The sequence below is a fragment of the Paenibacillus cineris genome, assembly GCF_018333335.1.
GTDB lineage: Bacteria > Bacillota > Bacilli > Paenibacillales > Paenibacillaceae > Paenibacillus_AQ > Paenibacillus_AQ favisporus.
The window spans coordinates 646,894-668,991 of the sequence record NZ_BORU01000002.1 but is presented as its reverse complement, the minus strand read 5'-3'; the positions used below and the strand labels follow the sequence as shown (position 1 = coordinate 668,991).

General features: G+C 56.1%; 17 protein-coding genes. 3 read left to right on the top strand and 14 right to left on the bottom strand.

The genetic code is table 11. The features are described 5' to 3' along the window. Positions 1–46 precede the first annotated feature (46 nt). A complete protein-coding gene (locus KI379_RS23800; RefSeq protein WP_212985081.1) occupies positions 47–976 on the bottom strand; it encodes a hypothetical protein in 930 nt (309 codons plus the stop codon). 190 nt (positions 977–1,166) lie between these two features. Here KI379_RS23800 and KI379_RS23795 point away from each other — a divergent pair, with 190 nt between their 5' ends. Further along, positions 1,167–1,922 carry a peptidylprolyl isomerase gene (locus tag KI379_RS23795; RefSeq protein ID WP_076175953.1) on the top strand — a complete coding sequence of 252 codons (756 nt, stop codon included), beginning with the start codon at positions 1,167–1,169 and terminating at the stop codon, positions 1,920–1,922. Between the two features lie 240 nt (positions 1,923–2,162). After that, complete coding sequence (locus KI379_RS23790) at positions 2,163–2,897, top strand: ZIP family metal transporter (protein ID WP_212985080.1); 735 nt, start codon at positions 2,163–2,165, stop codon at positions 2,895–2,897. 146 nt (positions 2,898–3,043) lie between these two features. Here KI379_RS23790 and KI379_RS23785 read toward each other — a convergent pair whose 3' ends face one another. Further along, entirely contained in the window at positions 3,044–3,517 is a 474-nt protein-coding gene (locus tag KI379_RS23785; RefSeq protein WP_212985079.1) for a MarR family winged helix-turn-helix transcriptional regulator, read from the bottom strand. A gap of 243 nt (positions 3,518–3,760) precedes the next feature. Here KI379_RS23785 and KI379_RS23780 point away from each other — a divergent pair, with 243 nt between their 5' ends. Then, positions 3,761–5,032 (top strand): serpin family protein, encoded by a 1,272-nt coding sequence (locus KI379_RS23780; protein WP_212985078.1) that lies wholly within the window; start codon positions 3,761–3,763, stop codon positions 5,030–5,032. Positions 5,033–5,188: 156 nt separating this feature from the next. Here the strand turns inward: KI379_RS23780 and KI379_RS23775 are convergent, their stop codons facing one another. From KI379_RS23775 to KI379_RS23720, 12 genes are all read right to left on the bottom strand, one after another. Then, complete coding sequence (locus tag KI379_RS23775) at positions 5,189–7,144, bottom strand: ATP-dependent DNA helicase (protein WP_212985077.1); 1,956 nt, start codon at positions 7,142–7,144, stop codon at positions 5,189–5,191. A 259-nt stretch (positions 7,145–7,403) separates the two neighbouring features. Beyond that, entirely contained in the window at positions 7,404–8,579 is a 1,176-nt protein-coding gene (locus KI379_RS23770) for an AI-2E family transporter (protein ID WP_212985076.1), read from the bottom strand. A gap of 2 nt (positions 8,580–8,581) precedes the next feature. Further along, positions 8,582–9,892 (bottom strand): hemolysin family protein, encoded by a 1,311-nt coding sequence (locus tag KI379_RS23765; protein ID WP_212985075.1) that lies wholly within the window; start codon positions 9,890–9,892, stop codon positions 8,582–8,584. A gap of 476 nt (positions 9,893–10,368) precedes the next feature. Then, entirely contained in the window at positions 10,369–10,932 is a 564-nt protein-coding gene (locus tag KI379_RS23760; RefSeq protein ID WP_076175978.1) for an NADPH-dependent FMN reductase, read from the bottom strand. Positions 10,933–11,131: 199 nt separating this feature from the next. Beyond that, entirely contained in the window at positions 11,132–12,613 is a 1,482-nt protein-coding gene (locus tag KI379_RS23755; RefSeq protein ID WP_212985074.1) for a DHA2 family efflux MFS transporter permease subunit, read from the bottom strand. A 47-nt stretch (positions 12,614–12,660) separates the two neighbouring features. Beyond that, positions 12,661–13,293 carry a TetR/AcrR family transcriptional regulator gene (locus tag KI379_RS34255; RefSeq protein ID WP_181152982.1) on the bottom strand — a complete coding sequence of 211 codons (633 nt, stop codon included), beginning with the start codon at positions 13,291–13,293 and terminating at the stop codon, positions 12,661–12,663. A gap of 210 nt (positions 13,294–13,503) precedes the next feature. Next, complete coding sequence (locus tag KI379_RS23745; RefSeq protein ID WP_212985073.1) at positions 13,504–13,671, bottom strand: hypothetical protein; 168 nt, start codon at positions 13,669–13,671, stop codon at positions 13,504–13,506. 23 nt (positions 13,672–13,694) lie between these two features. Then, on the bottom strand, positions 13,695–15,995 hold the full coding sequence (locus tag KI379_RS23740; protein WP_373309609.1) for a glycoside hydrolase family 3 N-terminal domain-containing protein: 2,301 nt from the start codon (positions 15,993–15,995) through the stop codon (positions 13,695–13,697). 281 nt (positions 15,996–16,276) lie between these two features. After that, entirely contained in the window at positions 16,277–17,896 is a 1,620-nt protein-coding gene (locus tag KI379_RS23735; protein WP_076175986.1) for an extracellular solute-binding protein, read from the bottom strand. Positions 17,897–17,937: 41 nt separating this feature from the next. After that, the gene (locus tag KI379_RS23730; RefSeq protein WP_076173532.1) at positions 17,938–18,846 is read right to left on the bottom strand and encodes a carbohydrate ABC transporter permease; all 909 of its coding nucleotides are present in this window, start codon (positions 18,844–18,846) and stop codon (positions 17,938–17,940) included. A 15-nt stretch (positions 18,847–18,861) separates the two neighbouring features. Continuing rightward, a complete protein-coding gene (locus tag KI379_RS23725) occupies positions 18,862–19,785 on the bottom strand; it encodes an ABC transporter permease (protein ID WP_244879424.1) in 924 nt (307 codons plus the stop codon). Positions 19,786–21,002: 1,217 nt separating this feature from the next. Further along, positions 21,003–22,040 carry a helix-turn-helix domain-containing protein gene (locus tag KI379_RS23720; RefSeq protein ID WP_212985072.1) on the bottom strand — a complete coding sequence of 346 codons (1,038 nt, stop codon included), beginning with the start codon at positions 22,038–22,040 and terminating at the stop codon, positions 21,003–21,005. Positions 22,041–22,098: the final 58 nt, after the last annotated feature.

Below are 22,098 nucleotides of genomic sequence, written 5' to 3'. Positions count from 1 at the left end.
CTTATGAGGTTTCGTTCAACATCGCGCTCTTTTACAGCGCGTAATGCTACTCCGCCAACTCAATGATCGACTCGTATTTCCGCTTCGTATCCGCCAGCCGGGTATCGAGATGTGAATACTCCCCCTCCAAGCGGCGGACAATCCGCTCCACCTCGGATATTTTCTCCTGCACGTCGTCCTGGGTATCCCGGATTCTCCCCTGCACGAGCCAGTCGGATATAAAGCCGTCGAAGAAATAATCAGAAAATTTCAGAAAGCTCCCGATCCCGATTTCGATATCCAGCGCCATTTGCACATCCTTCAGCTCTTTGCCGAACCGGCGCAGGCTGAACTGCGCTGATTCAATGTGCTCCATCGCCTCGTCAATACGGCTGTGCTTCATATGCGTGGAGATCATGCCGCCGCCGAGCATGTCGTAGGTGCCCCAATTTCCGGCCGAGCCCAAACTGTCATCTGCCCGCTCCAGATCCTCCAGTACGGCCTCGCCCGCACGCACCGCTTCTTTCAATTCCTTGAGCTGGACCGACAGGTCGGCCTGTTCTTCGGCAAGTCCCGCCAGCTCGGCGTTATTTTGCAAAATCACCTTTTCCTTCTCGTCGAGAATCTTCTCATATTCAAACTCCGCGTAACGGACCTCCTGGAACTTCCGCTCCAGCTCCTGCAGTTCGTTTTGGATATCAGCCACGCTGCGCGCAGCCATATCGTATTTTGCCTTGACCTCCAGCACTTCCAGCTGCTCCCGCTCCAGCTTCTCCTCTTTCCGGCCGATCATGCTGTAAAACAAACCGGAGAGCGAAGTCCCCGTCAGGCGCTCCACGTCCTTCTCCTCATCGGCAAGCCTGAGCTTCCAGCGCTCGGCTTCGTCCTGCTGCTCTCTCAGCTCCCGCGACAGTTCCTGCATCCGGTTTTCATACTTCGTTTTGTTCCGGATGTCCTCTTTCAGCTTGGTCAACTGACGGTTGGCTTCTTCAAACATAACGTTCCCTCCGTTTCCAGTCTGCGATCTGATGTTATATGTAATAAACGTCATAGCATGCCGCGAAGTTTCATGGAAAGTTCAGCATGCAGCAAAAGCCTTACGTGATGCAGCTGCTGCCAAAGTGGATTTTATCCGCAAAAATCGCTATGATTAAACCAGATTGCACAAAGGAGTGAACCTCAATTTCATGAAACTGAAGACATTCACGCTTCCGCTCGTGCTCGTGCTGACAGCGGCGCTTGCGCTTGGCGGATGCGGCAAGAAAAACAGCGATGAGGACGCATCAAAGGACACATCCGGAGGACAAGCTACAGAGCAGACGACGGACCAGACTTCCGGCAATTCGTCATCGTCCGGCACGACAGGATCGGATTCCTCCACGGACAGCTCAACCTCGGCTTCCGGTCAGCAGCAGAAGAGCTGGACAAGCCCGCCTGCCATGCAGATTGACCAGAACAAAAAGTACGAGGCAGAAGTCAAAACATCTAAAGGCACGTTTACGATTGAGCTGTTCGCCAAGGACGCGCCGAAGACGGTCAACAACTTCGTATTCCTGTCCAAGGAAGGCTTTTACAACGGGGTCATTTTCCACCGGATCATCGAAACGTTCATGGTACAGACCGGGGACCCGACCGGAACAGGCTCCGGCGGACCAGGATACTCTTTCGAGGATGAGAAAACGAATTATAAATACGAGCCGGGCATCGTCGCCATGGCAAACGCCGGACCGGATACGAACGGCAGCCAGTTCTTTATCTGTACCGGTGCGGACAGCGATTATCTGAACCAACAGCCGAACTACACCATTTTCGGTAAAGTCACAAAGGGTATGGATGTCGTGATGAAGATCGCCAAAACACCGGTCACCGTCGGACCTAGCGGCGAGGAAAGCACCCCGACCGAGAAAGTTACGATCGACGGCGTCACGATTACTGAAAAATAAACCAGTGCGAAACCGCACGCTTGTACGGCGCAGCACATCATGATACAACAAAGAACCGTTCGCCCCTGAGGGTGGACGGTTCTTTGGTTTCAGCGTGCTAAATCTCCTGTCCAGGTCATGCTTCAGCAGGCTTGTTCATATTGTAAATTAAACAAGAACAAGCCCGACGGCTGCGGAGGTTCACCGGATTAAACTCGGGAGAAACCAAAGCATCTCAGCCGCTGGCAGCAGGAGGCCTGTGTGAACGCAATGATTCTGGGAAGCCTCGCGACTTCCCTATGTACGGCGGCGGGAGCCCTTCCCGCCCTGCTGTTTTCGAATATCAGCCACCGGGGCAGAGACAGCCTGCTCGCTTTCACGGCAGGTATCATGGTCGCCGCCTCGACGTACGGGCTGATCCCGTCCTCCCTCAAGCTGTCGAACCTATGGGTGCTGACGATCGGCATCCTCCTTGGTACGGTGACCTTGACCCTGATGGAGCTGCTCATCCCACACACGGACCCGGCCCATGATATCAAGCGGAGCGACAGCACGCAGACGGGATCCTGGATGTTTCTGTCGGCCATGGCGCTGCACAATTTACCCGAAGGGCTGTCGGTCGGCGTCAGCTATGGCAGTCCCAACCAGGAGCTGGGAACGATCGTGGCGCTGAGCATCGGCCTGCAAAACATCCCCGAAGGCTTTCTGACCGCGCTCTACCTCGTTACGCACGGCATGCGAAGGCGGTACGCCTTCCTTCTCGCCGCGCTTACGGGCGGGCTGGAGTTCCTCTCCTGCTGGGCCGGGCTGAAATTTACCGCTTCCTTTGCCGGTATCGTCCCGTACGGATTGGCTTTTGCCGCCGGCGCCATGCTGTTCGTCGTATATAAAGAGCTCATCCCGGAGAGCCACGGGGACGGCAACGAGCGGGCTTCGACCTTTTCTTTTATTTTCGGCCTGCTCTCCATGATTGCCGTGACGCATTTGCTGGGGTGAGGGACCGGAATGTACCCTCGTGGAAAATAGAACAATACAAACAACCATAAGAGACTGCTAAGCCACCTAGTGGAAGCAGTCTCTCGTTTTGTTTCGTGGTTTTATCCCCTGATCAGCAGCAGCACCGCTCCCCTCTTCGCCATCGCCTACCACACGGGGCGCAGTGGGTGCTGTAGATCCTCTTCGTTGACGTTTTCGATAATGTGCTTCAAATCCTGCTGCAGCGTCTTCATATGGTCGCTTCCGATCATCCGGGCCCAGCGCTGCTCAATCTCTTTGTAGATATTCTCTTTCGTCCGTACCAGCGACCAGCCGCGTTCGGTCAGGACAACCATCTTGCCCCGGCCGTCGGAAGGATGGGGCTTGCGCGCGACATAGCCGCACTCTTCCAGGTAGTCGAGCATTTGGCTGACCGCCTGCTTCGATATGCCCAGGTGCGCTACGAGCGTCTTGGCCGTCGCCCCATCCGGCATCAAGCCATGGAACAAAAAGCTGTGCGCCGGCCGCACATCGCCGAACCCCGCCTCCTTCAGGCGGTTATGAAGTTCCTGGTTCATCGCGCTGAAGGAGAGCGATAACAGGGAAGCCAAATCTTGATTATATGGGAACGTTTTGGACATGGTTGTACAACTCCTTGCTGTCTTAAAGGAATAAATTGGTCAGTTAGATTGACTTCAAAGCATTCTCATTATACCGTTCCCGAGATGCGTGAATCAAATTCCGGAAAGTGGCACCGCTTCCATCATGAAATGGGCTTTGGGCGCAACTTCCGCCGGCCCGGAAACGTCTGGTAGGTAACGCCGATTTTTCCACTTTTTAGCGCAAAGCGTTGCTGATTCCATCGATAAGGAGACTAACCATCCATGCCAAAGACCAAAACGCTGCCGCTGCTGCTCGCCCTGCTCCTGCTGGTATTACCGGCATGCTCGAAGCAGGAAGACGGCAGCCGGAACCAACGCAGCAATCCGACTCCTCCGATCTCGCTAACGGCCCGGAAGCAGGAGGCAGGCAAAATTGATCCTGCCCTCATCTCCGCCCACAACCGCCTGGGGCTGCAGCTCCACCGCGAACTAACCGGGCGGGCCGAAGCCGGAGACAATGTCCTTCTCTCCCCCTACAGCATCTGGACGGCCCTGTCCATCGCATACAACGGCAGTGCCGGCACGACGGCACGCGAAATGGCCTCCGTATTGGGGGTGAAGGACATGCCGCTTAACGAAATGAACGAGGGGAACGCCGTTTTGTCCAGGCTGCTGGAAGGGGAAGACTCCGGCGTCCGGCTGAACATTGCCAATGCGGTCTGGCATCAGCAGGGCGTTCCGTTCAAGGACTCTTTTATCCAGGCAGGCAAGGAGAGCTACGGGGCCGAGGTTCAGGAGGTTGATTTCGCTTCCGACAAATCCGTGAAGACGATCAACCGCTGGATCAGCAAGGAAACCGGGGGCAAAATCGAGAAAATGCTGGAGCAGCCGCTGTCGCCAACGACCATTGCAGTGCTGGCCAACGCGATTTATTTCAACGGATCATGGAGCGATCCGTTCAATCCGGAATACACAAAAGACGAAACGTTTACGCTGGCTGACGGCAGCGTCCGGACGCTGCCGATGATGCATACCGCCAACATGCTGCCGTACAAGGAGACCCCCGATTGGCAGGCCATCCGCCTTCCTTACGGAGACGGCCGCATGGATATGCTGATCATCCTCCCCGCCGCCGGCTCTTCGCTGGACCAATTGGAGCAGCAGCTCTGGGCGGATCCAGCTCCGTGGCAGCAGCCCTTTGACGAGGCATCCGTGCAGCTTGGGCTGCCCCGCTTCAAGGCCGAGTACGGCAGCGACTTGAATGATCCGCTCATCCGGCTCGGCATGAAGCAGGCCTTCCAGCCGGATGCTGCCGATTTTTCCCATATGGCCGACATTCGCCCCCTCTTCCTGTCCAAGGTTCTGCACCGGATGGTGCTCGACGTAAACGAAAAGGGAACCGAGGCTGCTGCGGCAACGGTCATCAGCGAGGAATCCGGCTCTATGCCGGTAAAAGTCCACGAAATGACGGTGAACCGGCCATTCTTCCTGGCGATTGAGGACACACAGACCCATGCCTGGCTGTTTATCGGCTCGGTGAACGATCCCGAATGACCGGCTCGCGCACAACAAAAAAGCCAACCCCTTCATAGGCTAGGGTTGGCTTTTAAACATGGGCAGTTGGTTCACCTCATGAAAAATTAACGGGATCAACAACATGAAGCAACTGGCGTTTCCTGAGCGACTTTAACCCGGCTAAGACTCCGCAGGCTAAGACAACGCCTGCAGCGTCACGCCTTCGGGCAGAACCGCCAGCACTTGCTCTCGAACGGGCGTGCTGCCGGCAAGCTCTTCGCCCAGGATGGCGACGATGCCCCGGTCATCGCGGGAGCGGATCAGCCGGCCAATGCCCTGGCGGAGCCGAAGCAGCATATACGGCATGTCCACTTCTTCGAATGGCGCTGCCGATTCTTTGCGCTTGGCCGTAAACACCGGATCATGCGGCGGGAACGGCAGCGACCAGACGATCACGTTCGAGAGCGCCGGGCCGGGCACGTCCAGTCCCTCCCACAGGCTGACCGCGCACAACACGCTGGTCTCCTCGCGCTGGAAGGCGGAGATCAGATGGCTGATCTCCTGGTCCCCTTCGAAGTAAAACGGAACGCCGGGCACCTGAACGGTGCCTGCGGCCAGCTCCTGCTTAAACCGCCGCAGCTCCTCCCTGCCGTTAAACAGGATCAGTGCCCGGCCCCCGGATTCGCGAAGAAGGCGGGCAGCGGCTTCCAGCTTGCCGTTAAAATCGGCCGTCGACCTGGAGTCCGCCGGGGTCAGCACCTTCATCTGATCCGCGTAATCGTACGGGGACGGTACGGAGAAGGAGAGAAAGCTCTCGATGCCAAGGCTGTCCGCCACGTAATCGAACGCGCCCTGAACCGACAAGGTAGCTGAGGAGAACACGATCGGCATCTTCGCGCCGAATACCTGCTCCTGCAGTACTTCCTTGACCGTTCTCGGCATGATCGACAGCGTCAGCCCGTCCGGTCCGTCGACGGCCCAGCAGATCAGCGCCTCGGAGCGCTCGAACAGATGGAGCGCCTTCTGCATCATTTCCAGGTGCTCCTCTACGATCCGGAGCTCGTACTCGTTCAGCGTGTACAGCTCGCTCTCAAAGACGAGCTCCTCTTCGATCGAGGTGAGGAGCGAGCGGAACCGGTGCACCTCGGCGAGCAGCGCGCCGTCCAGCACGATTTCCTTCCGGTCGGAGCCGGCTACGCTGCGGCTCTGCCGACCGAATGCCGCGAACATCGCTTCGCTCTGCACGATCGCCTCGTCGATCAGCACCGCCAGCGATTCGCGGATCTCGCCCTGAAGCAGCCTCGTGATGAGTTCCTCAAACACGACATGCTTCATTTTGTAGCTGAGGGCCTTCATGGCGGCCGATTCGAGCAGATGCCCTTCGTCGAAGACGACGGCGCAGTGCTCCGGCAGCAGGGGCAGCTGCCCCTCCCGCTTCCGGCCCTCGTAAGTCCATACATGCTCCATGTAATAATCATGCGAGCAGATGATCAGGTCCGCCGCCTGGCGGTAGTGATCCCGCGACAGCGTCTGGCCGCAGCGGTGGCGGCGGTCGCAGGTGAAGCAGTCCTGGAACGGATCCCAGTTAATCCGGCTCCATTCCTCATCGGTTAACTCCGGGTATCCCTTCCGGTCCCCGTAAGCATGAAAGGACTGCATCGGCGCGGTAGAATACACGAAATCCGGCAGGCCGGCGGCCAAGTCGTCCCAGCGCACCCCTTCTTCGTCCCGCAGCCGGACGTCGTCCAGTTTGCGCAGGCACAGGTACTGGTCGGGCGACTTGCCCAGCCGGGCATCAATGTGAAGCCCAAGGTGGCGGGCTAATTTCGCAATATCCCCCTCCGGCTTCACCAGCTGCTCGATGAGCGATTCGTCGGCGCAGGCGATCACCGCGGGTCTGCGGGTATACCGCGCGTAGCATACGGAGTAGAGCAAGTACACCAGCGTCTTGCCCGTCCCGACCCCCGCCTCGGCAAATATCGTTTTCTTCTCGGCAAAAGCCTTCTCCAGCTGAAAAGCCATATAAATCTGCTCGTCACGGATTTCAAATCCCGCTTCCGGCAGCACATCATAAAACACATCGGCGACCCATTCGCCTGCTTGCTGAACGAAAGGCCGCTTTGGATCATACGTAAAAGGATACCGCTCCACGTCTTTTGGTTCCCTCCAAGCTACTCATAAATGCAGCCGCCCCCACTTTCGGGAAGGCGAACAACCCATTATCACATGCTCCCTCACGAATTACAATGGGGACGGTCAAAAATTAAAGCCGCCCCCTTCGGACCCATTCATCCGGGGGACGGCCAATTTCTTTGATTTAGGCAAGCAAAGTCGTTCCACGCCTTATGACGTACGACATCTGCAGCAAAACCTGATTTTCTCTATAGCGACTCTAAAGCGGCTCTTGCCATCACGGCTCCCGGGAGTCGCCCGCTGCAACCGCCGGCGGGGGTTCGGGCTCGTAAAGCCCCGAGCGCACCCGAAACCAGCGGTACAAATGGGATACGACGACCTTCAGCACGGCATATCCCGGCACCGCAAGCAGAATGCCGACGACGCCAAACAAGTTGCCGCTCGTCAAAATGACGAAGATAATCGTGATCGGATGAATTTTCAGCGTCTTGCCCATAATTTGCGGGGAAATGAACTTCCCTTCGATGAGCTGGACGACGGTCCAGACGATCACCATCTTGAGCAGCATGATCGGCGAGGTGACGACCGCAACGATGAGTGCCGGCGTAATGGCGATCGCCGGTCCCAGATACGGGACGACGCTGGTGCATGCAGCGATGATCGCCAGAATCAGCGAATACTTCAAGCCGATAATGATATACCCGGCAAACAGCAGCAACCCGATGCAGCAGCTGACGATGATCTGCCCGCGGATATAAGAGCTGATCTGATGGTTCATTTCTTTCATGACCCGCGAGGTTTCCCCGCGCAGCCGCGTCGGCACAAAGTGTAAAATGTAACCCGGCAGCCGTTTGCCGTCCTTCAGCAGGTAGAACAGAATGAAGGGCAGCGTCACGATGGCCAGAACCACTTCAATCAGCCCGCCCACGAATCCGCCAAGCCCCGTCCAGGTGCGGTTCAGAAATTCCGAGCCTTTCTCCGAGACGGTTTTCATCAGCTCCTGCGGATCGAACGACACGGTCTCCTGCAGATTGCTGATCAGATTGCTTCCCATCAGTTCTTCGACCTTGATGCGGGCAATCTCGGCGTAGCCCGGGAAATTGTTCACCAAATCCATAATCTGCTCCCGGATGACCGGGATGACCAGCGTCACGAGCGCGGCAAGCATGCCGATAATGAAGACGTACAGCAGCAGAATGGTGTGCAGGCGCTTCACCTTCCGCTTTTCCATAAAATCCACAATCGGATTGAGCAAATAATACGCGATTCCGGCGAGAATGAGCGGCAGCACGACGGTTTTGACCAGGACGATCACCGGCTCGAATACGAATGAAATCTTGGTGAGAACCAGAATATTCAGTCCCAGGAGCAGCAGCACCAGCATAAACAATACAAATCTGTTATTTAGTAAAAACCGCTTAAAACGGCTTGCCCAATTCACCGGATTGTCCATATTTATTCCTCACTCATCTTGATCTTCTTGATTTCGATGCGGCAGTAGCGGTTATGATCCCGCTCCAGCAGGGTGAAGGCCGTTCCTTCGTACACGAACGTCTCGTCTTCGGCCATTTCGCTGATCTGGCTGTAGAGCCAGCCGCCGATCGTATCCCATTCCTTTGTATCCAGATCCATAAAGAAATAATCATTAATCATTGAAATCGATACTTTGCCGTCCACGATCAGATGCTGCTCGCCGATCTCCTGGACGTCCTCGACTTCGTCCTTGTCGAACTCGTCGCGAATTTCGCCGACGATCTCTTCAATAATGTCCTCGATCGTGACAAGACCGGAAGTTCCGCCGTATTCATCGATCAGAATCGCCATATGCGTCGCTTCCTTCTGCATCCGCTGCAGCAGCACATTGACCGGTGTCACTTCGGATACCGCCATCACCGGATGGATCAGGCTCGCCACATCCAACTCTTCGTTTTCTTCATAAGCCAGGAAAAATTGCTTCGTATTAATGATGCCGATGACATTATCCTTGCTTCCGTCGATAAGCGGAAACCTGGAGTACTGCTGTTCTTTAATAATTTTCATATTTTCAGACCGCGACTTGTCTTTGTCCAAACAGATCATGTCCGTACGCGGTACCATAATTTCCTTAGCCAGCATGTTGTCGAACGCGAAAATCCGGCTGACATAACCGAATTCGTTATCGTTGATTTTTCCACTCTCATGGCTCTCGCTCAGAATAATCTGAAGCTCCTCCTCGGAGTGGGCCTCCTCATGCTCGGAAGCGGGCTTTACGCCAAACAATCGGACCAGCTGGTTCGCCGATCCATTCAGCAGCCAAATGAACGGGTACATGATTTTGTTAAACCAGATAATGGGTGTCGCCGTCAGCAGGGCAATGGTCTCCGCTTTGCGGATGGCCACTGTTTTCGGCGCCAATTCGCCAATAACGACGTGCAGGTACGTAATGACCGTAAAGGCAATCAGCAGAGACAGAAAATGGCCTAACGCTTCAGGCATATGCCATTTCTCAAACACCGGGGTAAGGATCTTCTCCACGGTCGGCTCCCCGAGGAAACCAAGACAGAGTGATGTAATCGTAATCCCGAGCTGGCACGCGGACAAATATCCGTCCAGATTGTCGATAACCTTCTTCACAGCCTTTGCGCCCTTGCGCCCTTCGGCGATCAGCTGATCGACCCGGCTTCCCCGTACACGGATCACGGCAAACTCTACCGCAACGAAAAAGGCCGACAAACCGATCAGTAATGCAACCAAAACCAAATTTAACACATACCTGTCACTTTCCACTTCAACATCTTCTCCTTATAAAGTAGTCTTGATGATTCCATCCGGCATTTTGCAGGAAGCTCCGCGTTCTGCCGCTAAGGCAGTAGACGGGGCAGAACTAAGCCTTCCCCATTCATTTACCATGTGGCGGCCCGCCGAAACAGGTCCATCGCATATTGCTGGATAACTAGGTAATACGCAGAAGCCCGGGTTCAGGTTTCAACCGACTCCTAAAAAAAGGCTCCAGCCATCACGGCGCTTCCCGTGTACCGAAGCCTTTCCCGCCCAGTAAGCGGACGCCCCTACGGCGTGCACGAAGCGATTCATCCATATCCCTTGTTGGACAGGCCTTTGTCAGCGGCAAGTTGTTAAGTATTTCGTTCCCAATGCTTACCGCAGCGTAGAAACCCGAAGCCCCGTTGAACGGGAAGGACTTACCGGGAATAGGCCGTTATCAAGCTTGCTTGCAATCAACGTGCAAGGCCGGCTGGCTTTACTTACTGCTCGCTGGCATGCTTCTTGATTTTGGTGACCAAATTGTCCACGAGCTGCTGCATAATCTGTTGGGCCATCGGGTCTGTCAGCGCACCGGATTCGTCAAATTTGGTATGCGATTGCGGGAGCAGAAATTCCGGCCGGTTCACCGAATCCATATTGAGCGCAAACAAAAGTGAGCGTATGCCAACCTGGGCTCTGCCCGTACCCCCCATGCCCGGCGTGGCGCCCATAAGTGCTACCGGTTTCTGGGCCAGCGGCGTTTGAAGGGCCGGTCTTGAAGCCCAATCCAGCGCATTCTTCAACGCGCCTGACAGCTGCCCGTTATATTCCGGCGAGCTGATCAAAAAGCCATTCCCCGAATGCAGCAGCTCAGCGAACTGCTTCACCGCTTCCGGCAGTTCACTTTCCAAATCCTGATTGTATAAAGGAAGTACGGAAATGTCGGCAAGCGTGAAGCGAAAATCCTCCGGCAGAAGCGCTGCCGCGTTATGAAGCAGCTGTGTATTGTGGGAATGCTTGCGGAGACTTCCGGAAATCCCCACGATATGAAAACGTTCAGACATGATCGATTTCTCCTTTTTATCGTAAGTATAGAAGTAAGGGATATGGCAGCACGCTCCGTGCCCGTAAAGGCCCTAGCTTCATGATACGACAGAATTCGACGGGTGAACATCAAAATTTTCCAAAAAAGAGGGAACCCGGCCTCTCTCATCAAGAAGGATTCCGGGTTCCCGTATAGACATGTATTCGAAGATTTGCCGATCAGTGGCTGATCATCAGCGACGGATCCGGCTGGCTTCCGTCTGTGGCATCCGCGGCGGCCGGCTTCGGTCTGCGCAGAATGAGGCACAGCACCACACCGACAATCGCAAAGCAGGAGGCCAGGAAGAACACATCGTCAAAACCCTGCACTGCCGCGTTCAGCGGATTGCCCCCATGGCTCGCGTGAGCGGTGGTGCGGCTGATCAGGTAGCCTGACATGCCGGCGACCGCAAAGGACACGACGACCTGCTGGGCAGCGGCGGTCAGCGGCGTCACCCGGTTCACCAGCTTGCGCGGTGCGGCGTTCAGCACGTGGGTATTGAGCGGCATCATCGACAAGCCCATGCCGAATCCGAGCATGAAGAGCAGCGGCATGATATTCCACAGCGACGTGTCGGCCGTAATATGCGACAGGCTGAACAGCGCTGCCGAAATGAGGAGAAGGCCGATAATCGCCACCGGACGGGCGCCGTATTTATCGAAGAACTTCCCACCGATCGGCATGCCGATCCCGGAAGCCAGCGCCTGCGGCAGCAGGATGAAGCCGGTCTCCAGCGGCGTAAACTGGCGTATCTGCTGCAGGTACAGCGGAACGAACAGCATCGAGCCGAACAAGGCCGCCTGCATGATCCAGGAGAGAATGATGCCCCGGGTAAAATCCGAGGAGCCGAAGACGCGCAATTCCAGCAGCGGGTTCTTCTGCCGAAGCTCCACAGCGATAAAAATCAGCAGGGCTGCCCCGCCGACGATGAGCCCGGTCAATGCGCCGGTCGAGGACCAGCTTACGCTGCCTCCCTCATTGACGCCGTAAGCCAGCATGGCGAAGGCGATCGGAGCCAGAATCATGCCGATCAAATCGAGGTGCGGAGTTTGCTGCCGATCCGCTGTCGGCAGGAACTTCACGCCCAGGATGACGCCGACGATCCCGATCGGAACGTTAATCAGGAAGATCCAGTGCCAGTTCACATACTCCACCAGCCAGCCCGACAGAATCGGGCCAAGCGCCGGCGCGAGAAGCATCGGAATGCCGAGCAGCCCCATGATCGAGCCGCGGCGCTCCGGAGGAGCGAGCTTAAAGACCAGCGCCATGCCGATCGGCGCGACCATGCCCCCGCCAAGCCCCTGGATAACGCGGTAAATAATCAGCTGGGTCGACGTCTGCGCCATGGAGCAGAGCGCCGATCCGATGACAAACATAATGATGGTGGCCAGGAAGACCTGCTTGGAGCCAAATTTATCGGTCATCCAGCCCGCCAGCGGAATAACAGCCGATAGAGCCAACGTATAGCCGGTAATCGCCCATTGAATGGTCTTCAGATCGGTGTGAAAATAGCTCACCAGGTTCGGCACCGCCACGTTGACCACGGTGCTGTCCAGAATGACCATGATCATACCGACGATAATGGCCAGCATAGGCGGAATGATCTTTTTCAGCGAGAATGGAACTTCTGCGGCGGGATTGCCCGCCAAGGTTTTAGACATAAATCTCTCCACTCATTTCTATATATAGTTTGGTTTCCCGTTCCACTCTAGCTGTATTGGTGAAAATAGTGCTCAAACAACGTGTCAATCTGCTCTTCAAGCGGCGCGATATGGATGGTTGAGGCCATATCCTCGTCGCCTTCGGCCAGAAAGGACTTCATGATGACCGGGAAAAAGATCGCCCCGTACAGCTGCATCAGCATCTTCCGGATGTTATCGTCGTCTTCCTCCCCGGTAATTTCCCGGACCGTCCCGATCAGACGCCGGGTCTTCATCACCTTGCAGTAATGCGAGTACTCATGCTGCGACTCGAAAATAACGCGGGTCTGATCGATCATCTGTCTCACCAGCCCCGGGTACTCCTGCAGATGGCGGACATAGCGGTAAAAGAACTGCTTCAGTCTTTCCCTCGCCGGCATCGTGTCGTCCTCCAGCGCGTTAAACACGTCCTCGAACGTCAGCACAAGGGAACGGATGGCCTGGGTGATCAGCTTTTCCTTCGAGCCGAAGTGATAATTGACCAGCGCGAGGTTGGTGTCGGCCTTGGTCGCGATCCGGCGCAAGGTGGCACACTCAATGCCTTCATCCCGAATCAGCTCGACGGTGGCTTTTAATATATCGTGTTTGGTGTCGGTTCCTGAGGTATGCCCTGTGGTGTCTTCCTTCATCGGTTCTTTCACCTGCCCCCCCTCTCCTGTCATGCAGCAAATTTAAACAGTGTTTAATACGTTGTTTAATTTACTCTCGCCGCCCCCCTTTGTCAATATTTATCTGTAAAAAAATACATAAGGATGCACCGGGGATCTCGGGCGCAAAAAAAGGCCCGGCAGCATCATGCCGCCAGGCCTCCCAACTATTTCATCGTGCGATTGCTTTATTAAGTGACTGCGTTATTGGCAGTGGATCACGATATCCAGCGGATAACGGCCGGCATTCCAGCCATACAGCGCGATCCCGCCTTCATCGGCCTGAATCTCCAGCCGGAACTGGCGGCTTCCGTTCAGCCGCGACGCGATCCGGCTCGGCACTTCTGAGAGCTTGGCCGGGTCATCCAGCAAACAAGGGCTTGTATTCCGCGGCTTTAATTTTGTTCCCGGACCGTCAGTACAGCGGACTGCACGTCTTGGGCATGCCGGCCGATCTGAATTTCAAATTCGCCGGCTTCGACGACCGGATTCAGATCACGGTCAATGAAAGACAGTTCTTCGTGCCCGATCCCGAACGTGACCGTCTTCGTCTCACCCGGCTGCAGCCAAATCTTGGCGAAGCCTTTCAGCTCCTTCTTCGGCCGGGTCACCGTGCTGACCTTGTCGGAGATGTACAGCTGGACCGTTTCCGCTCCGGCCCGGCTGCCGGTGTTGGTCACCTTTACCGCAGCCTCCGCCCGTCCTTCCGGCGTAATTTCCGCCGGCGAGACGGTCACCGGGCCATACTCGAACTCGGTGTAGCTGAGCCCGAACCCGAAAGGATAGGCCGGCTCCAAATCCGTCTCCAGGTAGCGCCGTCCGGTCGTACGCTTGCTGTTATAGCGGACCGGCAGCTGGCCGACATGCTTCGGAACGGAGACCGTCAGCCGGCCGGAAGGGTTCTCGTCGCCGAATACGATATCGGCAATCGCGTGGCCGCCCTCCTGTCCCGGGTACCATGCCTCCAGGATGGCGTCGGCATGCTCGTCGATCCACGGCTCCGCAACCGGCCGGCCGTTGATGTACACCACGACCAGCGGCTTCCCGAGCTTGGCCAGCTCCTCCGCCAGCTCCCGCTGCACGCCGGACAGGCCCAGCGTTGAGCGGTCGATGCCTTCGCCGCAGTCCATGTCGCTGTGCGGGCGGTCCGTCACGACCGACGCACCCGTGCGCAGGTCGATCGTGCCTTCGCCGAAATCGCGCGCGCTCGACCCGCCGAGCACGAGCACGATCGTGTCCGCGGCGGCGGCCGTCTTCAGCGCCAGGTCGAAGCCTTCCCGGCTGTCATCCTTGACCCGGCAGCCCGGCGCGTACAGCACCCGCTCCGGCGCATGCGCCAGCTTGGCCCGGATGCCGTCCAGCACGGTCGACACCTGCTCCCGCGGCTGCGGGGAGGTATAGTCTCCGAGCTGATTGTACACGTTGTCGGCATTCGGTCCGATGACCGCGACCGTCCCCGACTCCTTGGACAGCGGCAGCGTGTCCCCCTGATTCTTCAGCAGGACGATGCCTTCTACGGCCGCCTGGCGGGCGAGCCGGATGTGCTCCTCACTGCCGATGACGCGGGCTGCCCGTTCCGGGTCGACGTAAGGCTGCTCGAACAGCCCCAGTTCGAACTTCGCCTTCAGCACGCGAAGTACCGCTTGGTCCAGCGTCTGCATCCGGGTGCGCCCGCTCTGCACAGCCGCTGCCAAGTGCGCACGGAACATGTCGCCGGACATTTCCATATCCACGCCGGCGTTCACCGCCATGGCGGACGCCTCCTGCGGGTCGGCCGCTGTGTCATGCCCCCACACCAGCATGTTGATGGCTCCGCAATCGGTAATGACGAATCCGTCGAAACCCCACTCCTTGCGCAGCAGGTCTGTAAGCAGATATTTATCGGAGGTGCACGGCACCCCGTCGATTTCGTTATACGCGGTCATAACCGATTTCGCACCGGCCCGGACCGCCGCCTTGAACGGCCGAAGGTCCACCTCGTGCAGCTCGCGCAGTCCCATATGAACCGGCGCGCTGTTGCGTCCGCCTTCCGAGCTGCCGTAGCCGGCAAAATGCTTCAGCGTCGCAATGACACTGTCGTCGGCGTCCAACCGCTTGCCCTGCAGCCCCCGCACCGCCGCTTCCGCCATCACGGAAGCGATCCACGGGTCTTCCCCGTATGTCTCCTCCGCCCGCCCCCACCGGGGGTCCCGGACGACGTCGAGCACCGGGGAATACGTGGCCGCTCCGCCCTGGCTGCGCGTCTCCAGAGCGATCGCCCGGCAGATCTCTTCATACAGCGCCGGGTTCCACATACTGGCCAGCGCCAGCGGCACCGGAAACACGGTCGCCCCGATCGCCATATGACCGTGCGAGCATTCCTCCCCGAACAGGATCGGGATGCCGAGGCGCGAGTGCTCGATCGCGTACCGCTGGATCGCGTTGATCGTCTCCGCGCCTTCCTTAGGCGACAGTCCTGTCGCCAGCGTCACTTCCGTCCACGGGTCGGCGCGCAGCACGCCGTACAGCGAACCGATGCCGCCGCGTTCGGCGGCATCTTTGAACGCCTCGTCCAGCGCGACGCCGTTTTCCTCCCGCCGGTACGTTTTCCAGCCGAACAGCTGCACAAGCTGTCCGACCTTTTCCTCCAGCGTCATGAGGCTGAGCAGATGCTCCGCCCTCTCCTCGCTGCTCAAAGCAGAATCTTGATAACTCAATGGATTTCCCTCCGTATCCCTTGTTCCCGCTGCACCCTCTTGGGTTCCGTACGGTTTACCAAGGGCTGAGCCGAACCCGTAAACGGAATCGTTGGGCCGCAGCTGCAGCGCCTCATTCGCCTTCTTCCAGAAATGCTACGGTTTTTTATGTATTTATATTAGGTTAAAAATTGAAATGGATGATGGGGCAAGTTGCCTCATCCCCACCTTAAATGACAATTAGCCAACCCCCGGCCTCTCGGCCGGGATATGTTGGCTCCTTGCACTTGGTATGAATCGGCTTATTTGCCGGTGTTCCACTGGTCGTATGCGGCTTGGTACAGTTCCACGATGCGGTCAGACCCCATCTTTTTCACTTGTGCCAAGTATTTATCCCAGTTGGAAAGCGGCTCCTGTCCGGTAATGAACTTCGCTTCCATTTGCTGCACGTAGGTATCGAGGTCGGACATCAAGGCGGACGCTTCGCTCTGCTGTTCGTTCGTCAGATAGACGTTCGGGAACGGCGATTTGCCGATTGGCGTCAGCTTCTCCGCATTCTCCTTGTCAATCCAGTCGTCGAACTCAGATCTGAGGCCTTTGGTCACTTCCGGATCGTTGACGCCCGGCGTCAGGATGCCGAAGTTCGGCGTAATTTTGCCGCGGTATTCTTCGCGGTCGCCGCCGCCCGGTACAGGCAGCCATTCCTTGACGTGGTTTTCCTTGTCTTTGTACTTCCACAGCACGCCTTCCGGTCCTTGGTTAAACAGCGTCGAACCCTCATAGCTGTACAGATAGTCGATCCAGCGCATCGTCGCTTCCGGCGCCGGGTCCTTGCTTGTGATCGCAAACGTGCCGTTAGCCGACATGCCCGGATGTTTGCCGTAAACCGGCGTTCCCGCAATTTCGCTGGCAACCGGTGTCATGAGCGGGTTGTCCGAGCTTGGCTCGCCGCCCAGCGTGAAGTAAGGGAAGTAGTCATTAAACAGGCCGATCTGGTTGTTTTGTCCTTTGGCCTTTTTCTGGTCGGCCGTCTGCGAGAACGTCTCGTGATCCAGTAAGTCTTCCTTCCACAGCTTGTTCATGAAGGTCAAGTAACCCTTGTAGCCTTCTTCTTGAGGGGAGTAGTGTACTTTGCCGTCCTTGTCTGCGTAAATCTTCTCGTCATACATGCCCCAGAATCCGAAGAAATACATCCGCAAATCGTCCAGCTTAACCGAAGTCAGCGGAATTTCATCCTTCTTGCCGTTGCCGTTCGGGTCTTCATCCTTAAAGCGTTTGAGCAGCGTGTACAGCTCGTCGGTCGTCTTCGGCAGCTCGGTTACGTTCAGCGCCTTCAGGAACTTGCCGTTATACCACATCGGGCTGCGGTACCAGACGGCGGCCGTGTCGATAAACGGCAGGGCATACATATGACCGTCAGGCGTCGTAAACGACTTGCGTACATCCGGATGCTCGTCGAGAATTTTCTTGATGTTCGGCGCATAGCCTTCGTCGATGTACTTTTCGAGCGGAATCAGGACGCCCTGGGTTCCGTACGTCACCTGCTCCGACGGCTTCAGGTCAGCCGCATACAGCATATCCGGCAGATCGCCGCTGGCGAACATCAGATTCTTCTTCGTTTCAAAGCTGTCGATCGGCGAAAGCTGGTATTCCAGATGGATGCCCGACAATTTCTCCATCTCTTGCAGCACGGGCATTTTGTTCCAGTCGGCCACGCCCGCGTCCTGGGACATCACTTTCAGCGTGAGCGGCTTATCCACGATCGGAAAGCCTTCCTTCTTGACTCCCTCCACGGTCGCCGAACTATCGGATGATGCGGATCCGCTTCCTCCGTCTCCCTTAGAAGATCCGCAGGCTGCAAGCAGGCTGGCGGAAATCGTCAGGCAGAGCAGAATGGATGATGCTTTGCGAAGATTTTTCATGACAACAACTCCCCTTTTAAAGTTATTGATCTATGGCAAGATCAGCCCTTAACCGAACCGATCATGACACCTTGCACAAAATAACGCTGAAGGAACGGGTAAATGACAATCACCGGAATCGTGGCGACGATAATCACGGAATACTTCACCAGAGCGGCGATTTCCGCCTTGTTGTTCATCGCGGCCGCCGTGGAGGCGTCGATCGCTCCTCCGCCCTGCGCGGCCATTTCCTGCAGCACCAGAATCTGGCGCAGCACCAGCTGCAGCGGGTATTTCGCCGAGTCGTTCAGGTAAATGAGCGCCGAGAAGTAGCTGTTCCAGTTGCCCACCCCGTAGAACAGGGCCATGACCGCGATGATCGGCATCGACAGCGGCAGGATAATCTTCACGAACAGCCGCATGTTCGTACACCCGTCGATCTGCGCCGCTTCCTGCAGCTCCTTCGGAATCGAGCTCTGGAAGAACGTCCGCGAGACGATGATGTTCCAGATCGACGCGGCCGACGGAATGACGATCGCCCACATCGTGTTGACCATGCCCAGCTGCTTCACCAGGAGGTACGTCGGCACCAGGCCGCCCCCGAAAAACATCGTGACCATGAACATGCCCATAAAGAAGTTGCGGCCGACAAAGTCCTTGCGGCTCAGCGCATACGCCGCCGGCAGCGTCACGAGCAGGTTGATCGCGGTCCCAACCACGGTGTACAGAATCGTGTTGCCATACCCCGTCCAGATGCTTGTGTTCTCGAACACCCGCTTGTAGCCGTCAAACGTAATGCCTTTCGGCCACAGCCACATCTCCCCCGACCCGACCGCTTTCGGGTCGCTGATGGAGGCGCTGACCATGTACACCAGCGGGTAGAACACGATTAGAAACGCCAGAAACACATACAGGTAATTGAAGGCGAGAAAAACTTTATCCCGCCGGGTTTCTCTGACTCCGGATAACATCGAAGCCCCTCCTCTCTACCACAAACTGTTCTCGCTCGTACGGCGGACGATCTGATTGACGACGATGAGCAACACCGCATTGATGACCGAGTTGAACAGGCCGATGGCGGTCGAGAAGCTGTACTGCGCATCCACCAGACCCGAGCGGTAGACGAAGGTGGAAATGACGTCCGACGAGCTCATGTTGAGCGGGTTTTGCAGCAGCAGGATTTTCTCAAAGCCGACCCCGAGCAGGCTGCCCATATTCAGGATGAGCAGGATGGTCATCGTCGGGACCAGCACCGGGATGTTGATGTGCCGCAAGCGCTGGAAGCGCGAGGCCCCGTCGATAATCGCCGCCTCATGCAGCCCCGGATCAACGCCCGAGAGCGCGGCGAGATAGATGATCGTGCCCCAGCCGGCACTCTGCCACACGTCCGAGAAGACGTACATCGTCTTGAACCAGCGCGGGTCGGTGAGGAAGTCCGGTGATTTTAGGCCCAGACCCTCGATCATGTGGGTGACAATCCCCGTCGACGGCGAAAGGAACGTGATAATCATCCCCGCCATAACGACCATGGAAATGAAGTGCGGTGCGTACGTCACCGTCTGGGACAGCTTCTTGAAGAAGCCGTTCCGGACTTCGTTGAAGGCCAGCGCCAGAATGATCGGGATCGGAAACCCGACGACCAGCGAGTACAAGCTGATGCTCAGCGTGTTCCAGAGCAGATCCCAGAAGTAATAGGAATGAAAGAAGCGGATGAAGTGGTCGAAGCCGACCCACGGGCTTCCCGTGATTCCTTTTGTCGGAATGAAGTTTTTGAACGCGATCTGGATGCCGTACATCGGCCCGTAACAGAAAATAAGAAAGTAGAAAAAGGCCGGCGCAATAAACAGGTACAGCTCCCAGTTCAGAATGATGCGCTTCCACAAGCTTTTGTGGGTTTTCTTTCTCGGCATCACAGCCGGCGTGCCTGCGATGGCAGCTTTTGTCTCATGCATCGTATCACTCCTTCTCTGGTAGATTCTTTGTTGCCTTTATCTCTCCGTGATGACGGATGTTAAAGCCCGAAAAAGGCGGGTGAATAAGGTTTGTGATCTAAACGTATTCGATCGGTAAAACCTTCGTAAATATGTCATTTTCCACATGAACCTGAAATTCAGGGCAAAACCCGTACGAACAAGAAGAAAATCGACCGGTTTTGATCAGAGGAATATGTTGTTTTTGCATTGAATTCGGGTAAATTTGGCAACACCTCACACAATCATGATAGATTAAGTTACACAATTATGTGCAGTATATTACCTGGCCAAGGAAGAGTTTTGGTTGAACTTCCTCTTGTGAGCCCTATGACGATGTGCCCTGCCAGCTGTCTCACGTTGTTTCTCCCTTTTACTAAGGGAACAAAAATTTCAGCTGACCAGCATCTAAGCGATGCCCTTCCTCGAAAGGTGAGGGCCGTTCAACCAGTCAAGCAGCTTAGCGCCCCTCGTTTCGAGCAGGATCCTGAGAGTTCTTTCGATCGGTTTTGATGGTTCCGTACAATGAAAAAACATCCCTCTTCAATGAAACCTTCTCCTTAAATGAAACATCCTTCTTCGGTGAAGCTTCCATCTTCAACGCATCTATCGGCGGGCCGATCCTCCACCAAATGTCCCTGTTTCTCGGCCACGGTTTTTGATCGTTAGTTAAGCCTGCCCGTTCCCCCGCATCTCGCTTCAGCGGCGTGTGATAACGCTTACACTAAACATATCGGAGCCCCCGCCATGCGTAAATATGTCGTTTTCGCCCCCTCATCAAATCGGCTTGAAATCTGGCTCCGGTGGTTACATTCACTTGTGATTCAGGAGCCGAATATGTCATTTTTGATGATTTGGATAGCCTTTAAGGTATATATATCAAAAATGACAATTCCCGCACGAGCCCTTATGGGGCGCGGTTTTGCGGCAGGTCAAAAATAACATGTATGCGTTTACATCAATTTTGCCGTCACAACCGGCTGACAATGGCGTTTGGTCATTTCACTTCCGCCTTTTGGATGCTGCAGCCCTGCTTTCTCTTTTTCTCGCTTATACTTTCTGATATCTAAAAAAACGTCCAAGCTCAGCCGGTCCTTCTCGGCTTCCCTTGAACGTCTTCATCTTTCTGGATTTCATAATTGCCTTGTGTACTTCGGTCAGGACATATGGCGGATTCCTTCCCTCACCCAGGCGTCAATCCGCTCCCGATCCATGAACGGGAGAATCGGCGCCAAGGCCCCGAGCCCCTCCCTTTCGCAAGCTTTCCTCGCACACTCATCGATTGCATCAATGCTCATAAACGGTGCGATTGGTGCCAGCGCACCAATCCCTTCGTTCTCGTAAGCTTTCCTCGCACACTCATCGATCGCTTCATCGCTCATAAATGGTGCGATCGGCGCCAGCGCACCGATTCCTTCGCGCTCGTAAGCTTTCCTCGCACACTCATCGATCGCTTCATCGCTCATAAACGGTACGATCGGCGCCAGCGCACCGATCCCTTCGCTCTCGCAAGCTTTCCTCGCACACTCATCGATCGCTTCGTCACTCATAAACGGTGCGATCGATGCCAGCGCACCGATTCCTTCGCTCTCGTTAGCTTTCCTCGCACACTCATCAATCGCTTCATCGCTCATAAACGGTGCGATCGGTGACAGCGCACCAATCCCTTCGCGCTCGTAAGCTTTCCGCGCACACTCATCGATCGCTTCATCGCTCATAAACGGTGCGATCGGTGACAGTGCCCCGATTCCTTCGCTCTCGAAGGCTTGCAGCGCGACCTCATCGATCACTTCCTCACTGACAAACGGAGCGATGGACTGGATGTCCTTCGGTTTGAACTTGTTTTTAATGTGCCCAAAGACCTCGTCTACCTGGGCTGACTTGAGAATCGGGGCGATACTCGCGAACTCCTCGACGGATACCTCGTTCGCCTGCAAAAATTCGGATGTCTTGTCCTCGACAATCGTCTGGATGATCTGCGTCCCTTTCGAACTCTCCAAAATACGGTCGATGCTGACGCCGAAAATGTCTGCGAGCTGCGGCAGTTTCGATATATCAGGCATCGTTTCCCCGCGTTCCCAGTTGCTGATCGCCTGATAACTGATTCCCATCCGATCCGCCAGCTCCATTTGCGTAAAACCCGTTTCCTTGCGAAGCTGGGCAATGGTTCTCCCGATCTTGACCATATCAAACATCCTCAACACTCCTTCAAAGGTTATTTGCGCTTAAGTGTATCGGTTCGCCGGGCATTTG